The sequence below is a fragment of the Allomuricauda sp. ANG21 genome (assembly GCF_040705235.1).
Taxonomy (GTDB): domain Bacteria; phylum Bacteroidota; class Bacteroidia; order Flavobacteriales; family Flavobacteriaceae; genus Flagellimonas; species Flagellimonas marina.
This window is the reverse complement of record NZ_JBFCVT010000011.1, coordinates 369,144-386,127: the sequence shown is the minus strand read 5'-3', so window position 1 is coordinate 386,127 and position 16,984 is coordinate 369,144. Positions and strand designations below refer to the sequence as shown.

At 40.7% G+C, this 16,984-nt stretch carries 17 protein-coding genes and 1 tRNA gene; 13 read left to right on the top strand and 5 right to left on the bottom strand.

Features of this window, described 5'->3' with window-relative positions; genetic code table 11:
- The 6 genes from AB1A65_RS10555 to AB1A65_RS10530 all read left to right on the top strand — a co-directional run bounded on the left by AB1A65_RS10555 (position 1) and on the right by AB1A65_RS10530 (position 7,537).
- Entirely contained in the window at positions 1-693 is a 693-nt protein-coding gene (locus tag AB1A65_RS10555; RefSeq protein ID WP_366588722.1) for an SDR family oxidoreductase, read from the top strand.
- A complete protein-coding gene (locus tag AB1A65_RS10550; RefSeq protein ID WP_366588720.1) occupies positions 690-2,003 on the top strand; it encodes a deoxyribodipyrimidine photo-lyase in 1,314 nt (437 codons plus the stop codon). Before AB1A65_RS10555 ends, AB1A65_RS10550 begins: the two co-directional genes overlap by 4 nt.
- Positions 2,004-2,102: 99 nt before the next feature.
- Positions 2,103-3,536 carry an amidohydrolase gene (locus tag AB1A65_RS10545; protein WP_366588718.1) on the top strand — a complete coding sequence of 478 codons (1,434 nt, stop codon included), beginning with the start codon at positions 2,103-2,105 and terminating at the stop codon, positions 3,534-3,536.
- 9 nt (positions 3,537-3,545) lie between these two features.
- Positions 3,546-4,430 carry a VOC family protein gene (locus tag AB1A65_RS10540; RefSeq protein ID WP_366588715.1) on the top strand — a complete coding sequence of 295 codons (885 nt, stop codon included), beginning with the start codon at positions 3,546-3,548 and terminating at the stop codon, positions 4,428-4,430.
- 2 nt (positions 4,431-4,432) lie between these two features.
- A complete protein-coding gene (locus AB1A65_RS10535) occupies positions 4,433-5,443 on the top strand; it encodes a pirin family protein (RefSeq protein WP_366588713.1) in 1,011 nt (336 codons plus the stop codon).
- 255 nt (positions 5,444-5,698) lie between these two features.
- Positions 5,699-7,537 (top strand): tetratricopeptide repeat protein, encoded by a 1,839-nt coding sequence (locus tag AB1A65_RS10530; RefSeq protein WP_366588711.1) that lies wholly within the window; start codon positions 5,699-5,701, stop codon positions 7,535-7,537.
- 49 nt (positions 7,538-7,586) lie between these two features.
- On the opposite strand, the gene murA is transcribed toward AB1A65_RS10530, so the two are convergent.
- From murA to AB1A65_RS10515, 3 genes are all read right to left on the bottom strand, one after another.
- On the bottom strand, positions 7,587-8,894 hold the full coding sequence (gene murA, locus AB1A65_RS10525; RefSeq protein ID WP_366588708.1) for a UDP-N-acetylglucosamine 1-carboxyvinyltransferase: 1,308 nt from the start codon (positions 8,892-8,894) through the stop codon (positions 7,587-7,589).
- Positions 8,895-8,909: 15 nt separating this feature from the next.
- The gene (locus AB1A65_RS10520) at positions 8,910-9,557 is read right to left on the bottom strand and encodes a DUF4290 domain-containing protein (protein ID WP_366588705.1); all 648 of its coding nucleotides are present in this window, start codon (positions 9,555-9,557) and stop codon (positions 8,910-8,912) included.
- Between the two features lie 84 nt (positions 9,558-9,641).
- Complete coding sequence (locus AB1A65_RS10515; RefSeq protein WP_366588703.1) at positions 9,642-9,929, bottom strand: DUF493 family protein; 288 nt, start codon at positions 9,927-9,929, stop codon at positions 9,642-9,644.
- 86 nt (positions 9,930-10,015) lie between these two features.
- Here AB1A65_RS10515 and AB1A65_RS10510 point away from each other — a divergent pair, with 86 nt between their 5' ends.
- From AB1A65_RS10510 to AB1A65_RS10490, 5 genes are all read left to right on the top strand, one after another.
- Positions 10,016-10,579, top strand: a complete 564-nt coding sequence (locus tag AB1A65_RS10510; protein ID WP_366588701.1) for an ATP-binding protein — start codon at positions 10,016-10,018, stop codon at positions 10,577-10,579.
- Positions 10,579-12,474, top strand: coding sequence for an ATP-dependent DNA helicase RecQ (locus AB1A65_RS10505; RefSeq protein WP_366588698.1), 1,896 nt, complete (start codon positions 10,579-10,581; stop codon positions 12,472-12,474). The genes AB1A65_RS10510 and AB1A65_RS10505 overlap by 1 nt, the downstream gene beginning before the upstream one ends.
- The gene (gene fmt / locus AB1A65_RS10500) at positions 12,452-13,417 is read left to right on the top strand and encodes a methionyl-tRNA formyltransferase (RefSeq protein ID WP_366588696.1); all 966 of its coding nucleotides are present in this window, start codon (positions 12,452-12,454) and stop codon (positions 13,415-13,417) included. Before AB1A65_RS10505 ends, fmt begins: the two co-directional genes overlap by 23 nt.
- A 177-nt stretch (positions 13,418-13,594) precedes the next feature.
- Positions 13,595-13,867 (top strand): HU family DNA-binding protein, encoded by a 273-nt coding sequence (locus AB1A65_RS10495; protein WP_207098436.1) that lies wholly within the window; start codon positions 13,595-13,597, stop codon positions 13,865-13,867.
- Positions 13,868-13,991: 124 nt separating this feature from the next.
- On the top strand, positions 13,992-14,552 hold the full coding sequence (locus AB1A65_RS10490; RefSeq protein ID WP_366588694.1) for a YqgE/AlgH family protein: 561 nt from the start codon (positions 13,992-13,994) through the stop codon (positions 14,550-14,552).
- On the opposite strand, the gene AB1A65_RS10485 is transcribed toward AB1A65_RS10490, so the two are convergent.
- Both AB1A65_RS10485 and AB1A65_RS10480 read right to left on the bottom strand, forming a co-directional pair.
- Positions 14,549-15,397 carry an aminotransferase class IV gene (locus tag AB1A65_RS10485; RefSeq protein ID WP_366588692.1) on the bottom strand — a complete coding sequence of 283 codons (849 nt, stop codon included), beginning with the start codon at positions 15,395-15,397 and terminating at the stop codon, positions 14,549-14,551. The genes AB1A65_RS10490 and AB1A65_RS10485 overlap by 4 nt on opposite strands.
- A gap of 54 nt (positions 15,398-15,451) precedes the next feature.
- Positions 15,452-15,835 (bottom strand): START-like domain-containing protein, encoded by a 384-nt coding sequence (locus AB1A65_RS10480; RefSeq protein ID WP_366588690.1) that lies wholly within the window; start codon positions 15,833-15,835, stop codon positions 15,452-15,454.
- A gap of 240 nt (positions 15,836-16,075) precedes the next feature.
- On the opposite strand from AB1A65_RS10480, the gene AB1A65_RS10475 reads away from it, so the two are divergent.
- Together AB1A65_RS10475 and AB1A65_RS10470 are read left to right on the top strand one after the other, a co-directional pair.
- Positions 16,076-16,149: transfer RNA gene (locus AB1A65_RS10475), tRNA-Met, on the top strand.
- Between the two features lie 214 nt (positions 16,150-16,363).
- A complete protein-coding gene (locus AB1A65_RS10470; RefSeq protein WP_366588687.1) occupies positions 16,364-16,951 on the top strand; it encodes a Crp/Fnr family transcriptional regulator in 588 nt (195 codons plus the stop codon).
- Positions 16,952-16,984 lie beyond the last annotated feature (33 nt).

Sequence of the window (16,984 nt, the reverse complement as noted above, 5' to 3'; positions counted from 1 at the left end):
TTGAGAAATATATTGCTCATTGGTGGGTCACACGGAATTGGCCGTGAGATTGCCAACCAACTTTCAAAACAAAATAACGTATACGTAGCTTCACGTACCGCAAAAGACTTGTCTGATTTAAATGTAAATCACATTTCCTTTGATGCGTTGTCAGATACTATTGAAGGCCAAGACATACCTGATGAAATCCATGGCTTTGTGTTCTGTCCTGGAAGTATCAACCTAAAACCCTTTAAAATGTTGGATATTCAAGATTTTAAAGAAGATATGGAAATAAACTTCTTCGCCATGGTCAAAGTGGTTAAAGCAATTGTTGGTAGGATGGCCGAAGGTTCAAGCATGGTGTTTTTCAGTACAGTTGCCGTTGATTCAGGCATGGCTTACCACACCAGTATTTCAGCGGCCAAAGGAGCCATTGAGGGTTTTGCGAAAGCATTGGCGGCAGAGTATGCGCCTAAAATAAGAGTGAACGTAATTGCACCATCACTTGTGGATACTCCATTGGCTTCACGCTTGTTGAGTAACGACAAAAAGAAAAAGCAAATGAGCGAGCGACACCCTCTTAAACGTGTAGGAAATGTAAAAGATATTGCCAACATGGCCACTTTTTTGTTACATTCTGAAAACTCTTGGATCACCGGACAAGTAATCGGTGTTGATGGTGGGATATCCACTTTAAATTCAAATTCGTGAGCAAAGCTATTTCTATGTTTTGGTTTCGACGTGACCTGCGGCTGGATGATAATGTTGGGCTATATCAATCCCTTCAAAATGAGCATCCGGTACTGCCCATTTTCATATTCGACCCAGAAATCTTGGATAAACTTCCAAAAGATGATGCACGGGTGTCTTTCATCCATCAGCAGGTTCAGAAAATCAATAATCAACTTAAGAAAGAGTTTAAAGGTGGAGTCGCTCAATTTTTTGACCATCCCATTGCTGTTTTTAAAAAGCTGCAGAAAGAATACAAGATTCATTCTGTTTTTACCAATCATGATTATGAGCCGTATGCCAACAAACGAGATTCCGAGGTTCATGATTTTCTAAAAAAGCACGACATCTCTTTCAAAACATTTAAAGATCAGGTCATTTTTGAAAAAGATGAAGTCGTAAAAGATGATGGTGACCCTTATGTGGTCTACACGCCCTTCATGAAAAAATGGAAGGAAAAATTCAATCCATCCATTCACCTTGTTGAATATGAAACCCGTTCGCATTTAAAACAGGGATTGTTTACGGATTCAGAATTTCCCATTTTGGAACTAAATGACATTGGTTTTGAACCTTCTGAAATAACCGTGCCGGATTATCATGTCTCTCCAAACTTTATTGAGAAATACGAAAAGACCCGAAACTATCCCGCCAAAGAACAAGGTACGTCCAGGCTTGGGCCTCACTTACGGTTTGGCACCGTTTCCATTAGAAAGATGGTAACGAAAGCTATTGCTGAAAAAAATGAAACCTTTTGGAACGAGCTTATCTGGCGTGAATTTTTCATGCAAATTCTATGGCATTTTCCAGAAACCGTTCACAAGGCCTTTAAACCTAAGTATGACCGTATTGAATGGCGCAACAACGAGAAGGAATTTGAACTTTGGAAATCTGGAAAAACTGGTTATGCCTTTGTGGATGCAGGAATGCGGGAGCTTAACAGTACCGGGTATATGCATAACCGTGTACGAATGTTGGTAGCCAGTTTTCTTTGCAAACATTTGCTGATTGATTGGCGTTGGGGCGAGGCCTATTTTGCCGAAAAGTTATTGGATTATGAAATGGCCAGCAATGTAGGCAACTGGCAATGGGCCGCAGGAAGCGGTGTGGACGCCGCACCCTATTTTCGCATCTTCAATCCCATGACACAAGTTGACAAATTTGATAAGGATAAGGCATATATAAATGAATGGGTCCCTGAATTACAAGAACTTAGCTATCCAGAAAAAATGGTAGATCACAAAATGGCCCGGGAACGCTGTTTAAAAGTCTACAAAGAGGCTGTAGGTTAATGCATTTTCAGTATTTTTAGTATCCGTTCGACCTTTTTTGGCTTTGAACCATAATACTGAGAAGGTTGAATTAGTGAATAACTAACTCAAATGTTTAAAATGAAAAAAAGTACAGCCTTATTACTGTTGGGTTTGATATCATTGAACCTCACCGCTCAAAAATTGACCAAGGATAAAAAGGCAATCATTGCCTCTGTAGAAAATCACAAGGAAAACCTAATTATGCTCAGCGATTCCATCTGGGCTTTAGCCGAAACAGCTTTTGAAGAATCTAAATCCGCAGAGCTTTTAGCCGACTACGCAGAAAAAAATGGAATGACGGTTACACGCGGAGTTGCCAATATCCCCACGGCATTTACAGCCACATACGGCTCTGGAAAGCCTGTGATAAGTGTCCTGGGAGAGTTTGACGCGCTACCGGGACTTTCACAAAAAGCAGTGCCCACCAAGGACCCAAGAATTGAAGGTGCGCCTGGACATGGTTGTGGACACAATATGTTTGGTGCAGCGAGCTTAGGAGCTGCAATTGCCATAAAGGAGCAGATTGAAGCTGGCACTATCAAAGGGACCGTAAAATTTTTGGGAACTCCTGCCGAGGAGAAATACTTTGCCAAAGTTTGGATGGTGGAAGCTGGACTTTGGGACGATGTGGATGTTAATGTAAGCTGGCACCCAGGCGCCAATATTGAGGCTGATGTACAGAGTGGCCTCTCTTTGGTGGATTTTATCGTTGAATTCTACGGACAAGCTGCCCACGCCTCTGGAGACCCATGGAATGGACGAAGTGCTTCTGACGCTTTGGAACTTTACACCAATGGAATCAACTATTACCGAGAGCATATTAAACCCACATCACGAATTCATTATCATATCCAAGACGGTGGACAGGTAGTTAATGTGGTTCCCGACTATGCGAGACTGTGGGTACGCGTTCGCGACCCCAAGCGTAAGGTGATGCTTCCCACTTATGAGCGAGTCAAAGCAATGGCCGAAGGAGCTGCCATCATGGCCAATGTAGATTACAAAATATCATTGGTCTCAGGAATCTACGAAGTCTTGGTCAACCGTGCAGGAGGTGAAATCATGCAAAAAAACTTGGAACTGTTAGGGCCTATCACTTATACGGATGAAGAAATAGCTTTTGGCAAATCCATCCAAAAAGCTACGGGAAAACCTGAGGTGGGCATGGACAGCGAGATTAAACCCCTAAAAGAAACAGAAGAATTGCCCGGAGGTGGTTCCACCGATGTTGGTGATGTAAGTTGGAACGTGCCCAACATCAACCTTAGCGTAACTGTGGCGCCCAAGGATACACCATGGCACTCTTGGGCCGTTGTGGCCTGCGGAAGCATGAGCATTGGCCACAAAGGGTTGGTCTATGCATCAAAAGCTATGGCTATGACCATGTTGGACCTTTTTGATGACCCAAAGCTGGTTGAAGAGGTCAAAGAGGAGTTCAAAACCCGAAAAGGAGATGAGAAATACGAACCAATGATTGATGGTCCTCCACCCATCAATGGAATTGGAGGGTAATTGAACATTATGAAAAAGATACTACCGATAAGCCTGCTCCTTGCAGGCTTTTTCAACCTACACGCCCAGAAATCCGAGCTTGCCTTTTTTGAACCGCTTTTGGGTAAAACATGGAAAGCTGAAGGGAGTTGGGGAGATGGCTCCAAATTTAAGCAAGAGACCGTGTTTAAATATAGTTTGGACAGCACCTTGGTTTTGGCTGAATCCAAAGGGTTTATCAACCAGGAACAAACGAAATATGGGCCAAGAAACCACGGTATCCGAAAGTTTGACACTGAAAGTAGTTCCTTGAAATTTTGGGAATTCGATGTATTCGGAGGTGTCACCTCAGGAACCATAAGTACCAAAGGAAAAGACATTATCTACACCTATGAGTATGGTGGTTCCGTGGTCACGGATTATTGGAAATATGTGGATGCCAACACCTATGATTTCACGGTAGGTAACTATGAGAATGGAACTTGGAAAGAAACCTATTTACAAACCCAGTTCAAGGCAGAAAAAGCTGATTTCGGGTTTCAGTACGACCATTATTCAATAGTGGTTACAAAACTTATGGAAACAGGTGATTTTTATCGGGATATCCTTGGGCTGACCGAAATTCCGCATCCTGATAGGTCCCCTGGATTCAGGTGGTTTCAGATACAAGGGAACACCCAATTGCATCTGATCAAGAAAGATATTGCTGATTTCAGCAAGAACAAGAGTATGCATCTATGCTTGGCCACCCAAGATTTGGAAGGTTTCATAGAACATTTAATGGCCAATAACATCAATTTTTATGATTGGCCCGGAAACAAGAGTTCCATCACGGATCGTTCTGATGGCGTAAAACAAATCTACATTCAAGACCCCGAAGGATACTGGATTGAAATCAATACCGCAACACATTAATTATGAGCAACCCCATATTACAAACATTTCCGTTAGGCTTTCCTTGGCAGACCCAAGACCCGTTTTTATTCTGCGTATACCATTTGGACCATTTTCCCAAAGGAAATGGAGAAATGGGTCCCGACCCCGCCCTTCTTGAGGGAAGAAGTCTTGGTAATGATTTTAATCCCAACCAAGCATGGCGCATGTACCACGGGCAGACCATTCCAGGGTTTCCGTACCATCCTCATCGTGGATTTGAGACCATTACCATTGTCAATAAGGGATATTGTGATCATTCAGATTCTTTGGGGGCCGCTGGTAGGTTCGGAGAGGGTGATGTACAGTGGATGACTGCCGGTCGGGGCGTACAGCATTCAGAGATGTTTCCCCTACTCCACGATGATGCCGACAATCCAATGGAATTGTTTCAAATATGGTTAAACCTTCCAAAGGTCAGCAAGTTTGTTGAGCCGCATTTTAAAATGTTGTGGCATGAAGATATCCCTATTGTAAAAGAGGAAAATGCACAAATTAAAGTGGTTGCGGGCAACTACAAAGGTACGCAAGCCATTCATCCTGCTCCAAATTCGTGGGCAGCTGATGGAGCCAACGATGTTGCCATTTGGAATATCCATGTCGAAGCTGATTCTGAGTATACCCTTCCAAAAGCAAGTTCTGGGGTGACCCGTACCCTCTACTTTTATGAAGGATCTGAAATTTTCTTTGAAGATGGAAAAATCATCCCAAACTTTGGGGTTGAGCTGGACCCGTCTCAAGAAGTGACTTTTAAAGTAGGGAGTGAAAAAGCTCATTTTTTATTACTCCAAGGAAGACCCATCGAAGAACCAGTGGCCAAGTACGGCCCTTTTGTTATGAACACCGAAGAAGAAATTCAAAAGGCTATGGAAGAATATCGTTTGACCCAATTTGGGGGATGGCCATGGCCCTATCCAGATAATGCACATGATAAAGACAGGGGTAGGTTTGCACTTTATCCTGATGGCACATTAGTGGAAAAGGATACATTGTAAGAAGTTAGAATGTTATACTAAAGATTAATCTACACCATTACAGCTCAAAATACAATATAAAGGTACAATGCAGTAATTATGTTAGGTTTATCTTACCTTAATGGGTAAAATATGAGTATGAAGTTCTTCAAATCATCCTTCTGTCTGATACTTCTTTTCTGGTTCACTCTAAATACATGCTTTGCACAAACCCAAGAAATTGACAGTCTCCAAAACGTATTAAAAACTGCCAAGGACACTACAGAAATTCATACAATGAGAACTCTTGGGGTTCGCATACGCTCCCATAACAAAGAAAAAGCCCTTGAGTATCTCCACCTAAGTGTGGAAAAGTCTAAACGAGTTGGATTTGCGCAAGGCGAAATCCAGGGACTCTATTCCATAGCGGTCACTCATGGTATGACTGGAAATTATGCTGAATCACTTGAGTATTTGAACAGGTGTCTAGATTTGGCCGTTGAGCATAAAGACTATAAAAGAATCAATTATGTCTATAATTCCATGGGTATAGTCTATAAAAATATTGGGGACTATCCAACCAGTCAAAGTTACTATCTCAAGCGTATCAAACTGATAGATTCATTACAATTGGACCAAGATACATCCACCCCCTACTTTAATTTAGGGGTACTTTATAATTTAATGGGTGAAAAGGACAAGGCTGTTGAGAGCTATGATACAGCATTGAATGTATATAAAGGTAGTAAAGATGGTCGTGAGTCTTTGGAAAATGATATCTTATCCAACCTAGCTAGGATAAACTTTGATGACGGAAATTATGAGTCAGCATTAAAAAAATGGCTTAAAGTAAGTGCTTACCACGGCCAACAAAACAGCAATATTGAATTAAGCGTTGATTATTCCAATATTGGAAATTGTTATAAGGAACTGGAAGAATGGAAATTGGCAGAGGAATATCTTCAAAAGTCATTGAATCTCGCCAAACAACTTTCCATTGGGCAGCAAATATCCATGGTATACTATGAGCTTGCAGATTTGATGTTTCGGCAGAGAAGGTTTCTAGAAGCTGTTGATTATTCCAATAAAAGTCTTGAGAACTTAGAAAATACAGGGGGGCATGAACAAAAAAAAGATGCGCATGAAATAGCCTATAAGATATATGAGGCCCAAGGTCAGTTGGCAAAGGCCATCCACCACCTCAATCAATCCATGGAATACAAGGACAGTCTATTGAACGAGACCAAAATCAAAGAAATCCAGAATCTACAGATACAGCACGATGTATATCTCAAGGATAAGGAAATTAATGAAAATGAGCTGCAGCTTGAACTATTGAATACATCGGTATCCTTGAACAACAAACGAATGGTCTATTTGTCCATAATCCTAGTACTATTATTGTTCTCGGCCGGGTTGCTTTACTTCCGGTATCTAAATAAGAAAAAATCCAACCGGATCCTTCATGAGAAAAACAATCTGATTTCGCAGCAAAAGGAAGTTATTGAGAAAATGAATTCCCAACTGGAAAAAAGAATGTTACGTGCCCAAATGAACCCGCATTTTATTTTTAATTCCCTCAGTTCCATTCGATATCTTGTAAGTTCGGGTGATAAGGAGGCGGCATTGACCTACTTGAACAAGTTTTCAAAATTATTGCGACAGGTCTTGGAAACTTCGGTCAATGTTAGTTTAGTGCTTCATGAAGAGATCGAACTCCTAAAGATATATGTGGAATTAGAGGCGCTCCGGTTTGACAACTCTTTCAGCCATTCCTTCAAAATTGACGAAAATCTGGACCTCTATCAACTTGAAGTTCCCATGCTTTTGGTACAACCTTATATAGAAAATGCTATTCTACATGGTCTTCTACCTAAAGAGGGGGCTAAAAAATTATCGGTATCTTTTAATGATAAAAAGAATCACATTGAGAGCATCATTGAGGATAATGGTGTGGGGTTCAATTCATCAAAAAAACAACAGAATAAAAGGGAAAAATCAAGGGGTATGTCCATTACGGCCAAGCGAATTGAAGCCCTTAAAAAATTCTCCAATGAGGAGTTGGTTAAGATTGAAAATTTAAATAATGGAAAGGAAACAGGTACCAGAGTAACTATCCTCATTCCAAAGGAGTAGACAAAACCGTATATCCTAAATCAAACGAGTGTATTTTTGAGAGGCTCTACTAAACTCTAACAATTTTGGCTCCTATGGCACGCAAACGCTCGTCAATGTTTTCGTAACCCCTATCTATTTGTTCTATATTATGGATGGTTGAAGTACCTTTTGCTGATAAAGCTGCTATCAACAATGATACGCCTGCCCTAATATCTGGGGATACCATGGTTGTGGCCTTCAATGTTGATTTAAAATCATGTCCAATTACAGTAGCACGATGAGGGTCGCACAAAATAATCTTAGCACCCATATCTATCAACTTGTCCACAAAGAACAATCGGCTTTCAAACATTTTTTGATGAATGAGCACCTCTCCCCTAGCTTGGGTAGATACTACCAAAATAATGCTCAAAAGGTCGGGAGTAAGTCCCGGCCAAGGTGCATCGGCAATGGTAAGAATGGAACCATCAATGAAGTTTTGGATTTGATACCCTTTTTCGTGTTTGGGAATGAAAATATCATCATCCCTGCGCTCCACTGTTATTCCTAATTTCCGGAATACTGTTGGAATAAGTCCCAAATCATCCCAACTGACATTTTTAATTGTCAGCTCGCTTCGGGTCATGGCGGCAAGACCAATCCAGCTTCCAATTTCAATCATATCGGGCAACATGGTATGCTCCGTTCCACCTAAACGCTCAACCCCTTCAATGGTCAACAAATTGGAACCAATACCCGAAATCTTTGCGCCCATTCGGTTCAACATTTTACACAACTGCTGCAAATATGGCTCACAAGCAGCATTGTAAATGGTCGTTGTACCTTCGGCCAAAACAGCGGCCATAACAATGTTTGCAGTTCCGGTTACGGATGCTTCATCCAAAAGCATATAAGTGCCTTTGAGTTTGTTTGCTTCAACACCGTAAAAATGTTCCTCGCGGTTGTACCTGAATTTTGCCCCAAGTTTGATAAAACCCTCAAAGTGGGTGTCCAAACGGCGCCGGCCAATCTTGTCGCCTCCTGGTTTGGGGATGTATCCCTTGCCAAATCGGGCTAAAAGTGGACCCACCAACATAATGGAACCTCGTAAGCCACGGCCATCTTCCTTGAATTTTGAAGATTGGAGGTACTCTAAATTGATGTCATCAGACTTAAAAGTATAGGAGCCCCTACCCTTTTTTTGGATTTTCACGCCCAAATCCTCAAGTAAGGAAATAAGCTTGTTGACATCCAAAATGTCTGGAATATTGTTAATGGTGATTTTTTCTTCGGATAGCAATACGGCACAAAGAATCTGAAGTGCCTCGTTCTTTGCCCCTTGGGGTGTTATCTCACCGTGTAATTGGTGACCACCCTCTATTCGAAATGTTCCCATGGATTGCTTTGGAGTTTAATACCTTTTTTTTCTGCCGCGTTTTCCCTTCTGGTTATTGCCACCACTTCTGTTGGACTTGGATTGTCTGTTTTTGAGGAACTGACCACTTTCGGTAAGGTTTTCGCCATCACTGGACAGGTCAATCTGCCCATCACTCAATTCCTTCAAATGACCAAAAATGACGGAATCTTCCACCGAATCCTTGTTCCAGGTCAAGTAACATTTTTTCATATGGTTGGCTATGGCGTACTCCAAACCAGAGCGCATATCTCCCTTTTCCCATTTTACGGCCACATCTACCATACGCTTGATGTTGTTCCCGTAAAACCGGTATTTTGGGTGATTCTGAGGGTATTCCAAAGGTTCTGGCCTTTGCTGTAGCACTTCTTTGGATGTAATTGGAAATGGGGAGTCCACATCCAAATTAAAGTCTGACATGATGAACAATTGGTCCCACAGCTTATGTTGAAAATCCGGCACATCCCTTAAATGGGGTTGAAGGTTCCCCATAACACTGATAATGGCCTGTGCAACCTTGTTGCGCTCTTCCCTATCTGAGATGGAAACTGCATGGTCCACCATTTTTTGGAAGTGTCGACCGTATTCGGGAATGATGAGCTGCGGACGCTCTGTATTATATTCTAGGTTTTCTACTGTATTCAAATTAAAATATTTTATGAAATAATAGTCTTGGGAAGTATATCCAATAACGCTTGCAAAATAATAAAATTATGGCAAACCACGGGGTTAGAGCGAAATTACTCCTTCAACAACGGCCACTTCCTTGTATTTTTGAATCACTTCATCTGGATTTTTAAGATGCACCGTGATGGACAGACTGGTGTAAGTTCCTTTTTTGGATTTCTTGGACTCAATGACGGCACCCGTATTATCAAAGATTTCATGGATTTGTGCAATGCGTTTATCGTCCGTAGGAACAATAAACTTATAAAGGTAGGTCGAAGGCCAATTCGTATTCTCCAGTAACTGCTCTTTGAGCCGCGCGTAAAATTCATCTGTGTTCTCCTTCTCCATGCCTATTTTTTTACAAATATATGGGTTACACTGCAATTTTTTTTCCTTGAGCCTATTTCATTACTTTGTAGTGTTAAATAAAAGGCTTGGGCAAGAAAAAAGTAGTCATTACAGGGGCTCCCGGAACGGGAAAGACATCCATTGTCAATGGATTGGAAAGTATGGGTTTTCATTGCTTCCATGAAATTATACGAGATATGACCTCAAAGGCCAAGCAGGAAGGGGATACCAAAGTTTTTGAATCGAACCCGTTGGTTTTTGTGGATGACGCCATGCAGTTCAACAAAGATTTGTTGTATGGAAGGGCAAAACATTTTAAAGAATCATTGGACATCCAGGTTCCCGTTAGTTTTTTTGACAGAGGCGTTCCAGATGTGCTTGCGTATATGGATTTTTTTGGACAACCGTATGGTAAGGAATTTATTGATATCTGCATGAATCATCGGTATGATACCGTTTTCATTGTACCACCGTGGGAAGAAATTTATGTTTCCGATGGTGAACGATTGGAAACGTATGAGGAAGCAGAAAGTATACATCTAGCGTTGATGAATACATATACCCAATTTGGCTATCACCCCATTTCAGTGCCAAAAGATGTAATCCAAAAAAGGATTGACTATATTTTGGAAACACTTAATCAACTTTAGTGCGGAAAGAGACCAAAGCTATTTTAAAGGAATTCTGGGGGTATGATGATTTCAGGGGCTCCCAGAAAACCATCATAGACACTGTACTTTCGGGAAAGGATGTCTTGGCATTGATGCCCACAGGTGGGGGAAAATCCATCTGTTACCAAATTCCTGCACTTTCTAAGGAAGGCTTGTGTATTGTGGTGTCACCTTTGGTGGCTTTGATTCAGGACCAAGTAAGCCAATTAAAGTCCCGGGGCATAAAAGCCATTGCACTCACAGGCGGAATTCCTTTTACTGAACTCAACGATCTCTTGGACAATTGCCTCTATGGAAATTATAAGTTTCTCTATCTCTCCCCAGAACGGTTGCAACAATCGCTAATACAAGAACGAATCCAAGAAATGGATGTGAACCTTATCGCCATAGATGAGGCCCATTGTATTTCGCAGTGGGGGAATGATTTTAGGCCCTCCTATTTGGAATGCTCCATTTTGAAGGAACTCATTCCCAACACCCCCATGATAGCCCTTACGGCCACAGCAACGCCCAAAGTGGTGGATGACATAGTTCAAAATCTAAAATTGGAGGATGTTGCTGTTTTTAAAGATTCATTTTCCCGTTCAAACATTGTTTTCAAGGTAAAACGAACAGAGGACAAGCTGTACCAGCTAAAAAAATATATTGGCAAGATTCCCGGAAGTTCCATTGTGTATGTCCGTTCTCGAAAAATGTCAGTTTCCCTCTCGGAATTTTTGAACAAGAACGGATTTAAGGCCTCCTTTTTCCATGGCGGAATCTCAAAATCTGAAAAGGAAACAAAACTAAAGGAATGGTTGGAGGGAAAAGTCAACATTATGGTGGCTACAAATGCCTTTGGGATGGGAGTGGACAAGTCCGATGTTCGTTTGGTGGTGCATTATCAGATTGCCGATAGTTTGGAGAGCTACTTTCAAGAAGCGGGAAGGGCAGGAAGGGATGGAAAACCGTCCACGGCCATAATTCTTACTACCAAAGAAGATGAGGAATTGGCCAAACAGCAGTTCTTGGCGAACCTCCCGGATGTTTCCTTTATTAAGAAAGTATATTCCAAACTCAACACCTTTTTTCAAATTTCCTACGGTGAATCTGTGTTGGAACCCATGTCCTTTAAGTTCAATGCGTTTTGTAAACGGTATGAGTTCCATCCAAATATGGCTTTCAACGCACTTCGAATCTTGGACCAAAACTCGGTAATTGCATTATCTGAAAACTTTCAGGAAAAGACCACCTTGCAGTTTGTGGCCTCCAAAGCTGGAATTTTCGAGTATTTGGATAAAAACCGAAAAACGGCCCCCATCATTCAGACCATATTGCGGACGTACGGCGGAATTACGGAATACGAGACCAAAATCAATCTTCATTTGCTCTCCAAAAAAACGGGGGAAAATGAAAAGTCCCTCAAAAAAATACTGAAGCAACTTCAAAAAGATGGCATTACAGAATATAAGAACACCACTAGCGATTTGGAAATTACCTTTTTGGTGCCGCGCGAAGATGACCACACCATAAATCCGTTTGCCAAAAAAGTGCAGGATTTTAATCAGGTGAAGCAAAACAACATGGCTGCCATGTTGGGTTACATTAAAAATAAGAAGATTTGCCGGAGTGTTTATTTGTTGAAATATTTTGGTGAAAACACAGCTGAAAAATGTGGTACATGCGATATTTGCACCAAGAAGGAAAAAAAGGACTCCCCTGTTAACCTGGAAGAGCGAATCATTGGCCTATTGAAGATAAGTCCCAGCACCTCCAGAAAGTTAGAAAAGGCAACAGGAGCAGATGAAAAAGCCCTTTTGAAAGCCTTGCAACAACTGCTTGACGATGAAGTAGTGGAACTAAACCAAATAAATGAGTACATCCTTAAAGAATAATCCCTTGCGAATTGTATTTATGGGCACTCCAGACTTTGCCGTTGCAAGTTTAAAAGCCCTCGTAGAAGCTGACTTTGATATCGTTGGGGTCATCACCGCACCAGATAGACCTGCTGGAAGGGGCAGAAAAGTGCAGGAGTCTGCAGTAAAACAATTTGCCGCAGAACAAGACTTAAATGTGCTGCAGCCTACCAATCTTAAGGATAAAGGTTTTTTGGAAGAACTCAAAAGTCTTAATGCCAATTTAAATGTGGTGGTTGCTTTTAGAATGTTACCTAAAGCCGTTTGGCAAATGCCCGAGCACGGTACCTTTAATTTACACGCCTCCCTCCTTCCCCAATACCGTGGTGCGGCTCCCATCAATTGGGCCATCATTAACGGAGAGACAGAAACTGGTGTAACCACCTTTTTTATTGACGAGGAAATTGATACGGGGAGTATCATTCTCCAAAAGACGGAGCAAATAACGGATGAGGACAACGTGGGCAGTCTGCATGACCGTTTGATGGAACTCGGTGGTGAACTCGTGGTGGAAACCTGTAGACAAATTGCTTCGGGACAAGTATCCAGTACACCACAAAAGCATTTTGATAATCTAAAGCCTGCTCCCAAAATCCACAAGGAAACCTGCCAAATTGATTGGAACGCTTCTTTGGATGCTATCCATAATCTTATTCGCGGATTGAGTCCGTACCCAGCCGCGTGGAGTGTTTTTGTAAATCATGGTAAGGAAGAGACCATCAAAATTTACAAGACCAAAAAAGAATTCGTCCAACATACCGATGAAGTTGGAAAACTGATTGCGGATAAAAAAACACTAAAAGTTGCAGTTGCTGAAGGCTATCTTCAATTGTTGGAAATACAACTCCCTGGTAAGAGAAAAATGGAAACTTCAGCCGTTTTAAATGGCCTAGACTTGGATAAAAATGCCCACCTTCGCTAATCCCTTGCTATGCTTGGGCTAGCTAAAACATGTCATTTTTTTCCGACTTTATCAACAAACGTTTCAAGTTATTAACAAAAACCCCTATTTCCCTAGGTTTTACTTGCGTTAATAGCAAATCCATATAAATTTGTTCAGCATTAAAATTATTTTAACAACAATTAATTTAATTCCATTATGAACAAAACAGAATTAATCGATGCTATGGCAGCTGATGCTGGCATCACTAAGGCAGCAGCCAAAAAAGCATTGGAATCTTTCTTGGGAAATGTAGAGGGATCACTTAAAAAAGGGAATAGAGTTTCCCTAGTTGGTTTTGGTTCTTGGTCAGTTTCCAAAAGAAGCGCCAGAGAAGGTAGAAATCCACAGACTGGACAGACCATCAAGATTGCCGCTAAGAACGTTGTAAAGTTCAAAGCTGGTGCAGAATTGAGCGGTGCTGTAAACTAATCAATTATTTTTTTAATATACAGAAGCACTTCCCAAAAGGAAGTGCTTTTTTATTTTGGCAATGCTTTAGGTTTTTGGAAAAATTGTATATTATACAACGATTAGAGGTAACAGTGTTATGAAAATGGTAAGTCATAAACCTAAAAAAGGTAAGTTACTTGTTGCGGAACCTTCACTTACCGGAGATGTTTCCTTCAATAGATCAGTGGTGTTGCTTGCAGAGCATAACCATGAGGGTTCTGTAGGATTTATTCTTAACAAACCCTTGGACTATACCATATGTGATCTTATTTCTGAAATCACTATTCCTTTTAAAGTATTCAATGGCGGCCCTGTGGAACAGGATAATCTATATTTTATCCATAAGGTTCCAGACTTAATCCATGATAGTATTGAGATTTCCGATGGCATATTTTGGGGCGGTAATTTTGAAAAGACCGTAGAACTCATCAATAAAGGTGTGATCACGGAACAGGATATCCGATTCTTTTTGGGCTACTCGGGTTGGGACTCCCAGCAATTGGACCAAGAACTGATGTCCAAATCTTGGGTAGTCATCAAAAACGAATATGAAAGTGGTATTTTGGAGAAATCCTCATCCGCTTTTTGGAAGGAAAAAATGGTGGAATTGGGCGGAGATTACCTGTTGTGGTCAAATTCTCCTGAAAATCCATCCCTCAACTAGCTACCCATTCTGGCCCTAGCATTTAATTTTCCCACTAATTTTTTGGCAATCGTGCTAGAGAACGCTTTCTTTCGGTATTTAGAGATGGGTTGAATACCAACAACACTATTGGTGATAAACAACTCATCTGCCTTTTGCAGTTCAAAAGGTGATATGGATTCCTCAACCAATTGAAACTCCTCGGTAGCTTCAATAACTTCCATTAATTTTTTCCGGACAATACCATTTAAACAGCCGTCCGCCAAAGGTGGCGTTTTGACGGTATCCCCTTTCACCACAAAAAGATTTCCATTTATGGCCTCCACCACTTGTTTGTCCGTATTCACCAAAAGACAGTTGGCATACCCATTCTCTTGGGCATAGACACTGGCCACCACATTTAAAATCTTGTTGGTGGTCTTAAGGCTGGACAGCATATCCTTGTTTACGTAGTAATCTTTGAAGAGTTCCACTTCATAATCCCCTTCATTGATTACATAAAATGGAGAGTCTAGGAGCTTGGTTTCTATGATATAGGAAATATCATTAGTTTCAGGGGCATACAACCCACCTTCATTCCTAAAAATGGTCAATCTAACCCTAACAGCCTTGTCGGTACCATTATTCTCTGCGATGGTCCTTTTGATTTCTTCTTCCAAAAACTCCAAGGTGAATTCCATGGGAATTTCCATTCGGAGAATCCGCATGGAGGCCATCAACCTAAAATAGTGGTCTTCCCAAAAGAAAAGGGTTCCGTTCACACACCGTACCGTTTCAAAAAGGGCATCACCGTATTTTAACCCTCTATTGGAATGGGTCAAAATTTCTTGATCTTCTGGAAAGAGTGAGCCGTTACAATTGATCATAAAAAATCCCGATTTTAATCGGGATCAAAGATACGGTATAGTTGAGAATCCTTTCTAGGTGGACCCCAAGACTTGTTTTAAATCTGAGATTTGGTTTTGCCAAAGCATTTTGGCCTCGTCCACTTCATCTTCATCTGCAAAATCGGTAATGAAAAGAGAAACATCCTTGGTAATCTCATCCACTATGATACGCATTTCAAAAAAAGAATCATCCTCGTTCTCAATCCATGTAAACTTTACAAACTCCTCACTTTTCCGTTTAAGCATTTTGGCCTGTTCTTCAGCTCCATCCCAGATAAATGTAAATATTTCACTACGTGAATTCACATTATCGGCATACCATTCAGATAGTCCAGACGGGGTAGAAATATATTGGTAAAGCAACTGTGGGGAAGCTTGGATAACAAATTCAATTTCAAATTTTACCTTATCACTCATTATAGCGCGCAATTAATCCTTTTCAACAATTGATATAATTTGGGAAGATAAAAAAATAAATATCAAATAATAAATTAATCCTGAATTTTGATTCAGCAAAAATTAAACTCTATATTTGCACCCGCTAAAACGAATCATGGCGAGGTAGCTCAGCTGGTTACCCGCCCGTTCCGAACGGCACGTTCGGGCGGGGAGCGTCGGATTCTCTTTTAGCCTATTTTTAAAAACAAACCATGATAAGGCGAGGTAGCTCAGCTGGTTAGAGCGTCGGATTCATAACCCGGAGGCCGGGGGTTCAAGTCCCCCTCTCGCTACAAAAAAAAGACCATTTCACAAAATGGTCTTTTTTTATGTCTAAAATCTTTCCAGACTTTTTAAATCTGCCCAATAACTTTATCTTTTCTGTCTTACACAGTGGTAGTTAAAAGCTTAAAATGTGCTATAATAAAGCAGTTGGGGAAACGTACAAATTTTTCATAGCAAGGAGCAAATGCCTAATTTTAAAGAACGGATAAAATCATCTTGAAATTGGAGCAATCGCATAAACTGATTATTGATAACGTTAGCAGGTTTATTGATTTAACCGAGCTCGAAAAACAGAAGTATATTTCTTTGTTAACAGCAGTCAAAGTTAGAAAGAAGGAATTTTTGCTTCAAGCTGGTGAAATTACAAAATATGAATACTTTATCACCAAGGGCTGCTTAAAAGTGTATACCCTGGATGAAGCAGGGGTTCCTCATATCTCCATGTTCGCGATTGAAGATTATTGGACAGGAGACATGGCCAGTTTTATCACTAGGGAACCATCACGCTATTTCATTAAAGCTACCGAAGACTCAGAACTGTTGGGTATCTCAAGGGTTAATTATGATTTACTTTTTCAAGAAATACCAAAATTTGAACGGTTTTATCGTATGCTTTATCAAAGGTCGCTCATAAGTTATATAAGACGTTCCAATCATGGTATATCCTTAACGGCTGAAGAACGATATATCGAATTCAAAAATAAATACCCGAAAATTATAAATAGAATTACCCAGAAAGACTTGGCAGGCTACATTGGCATTACACCAGAATTTATGAGTAAAATTATATCCAAGGTCAATAGGATGTAAAAGTCTTAAACTAGTTCATTTTTTTTCATGTGT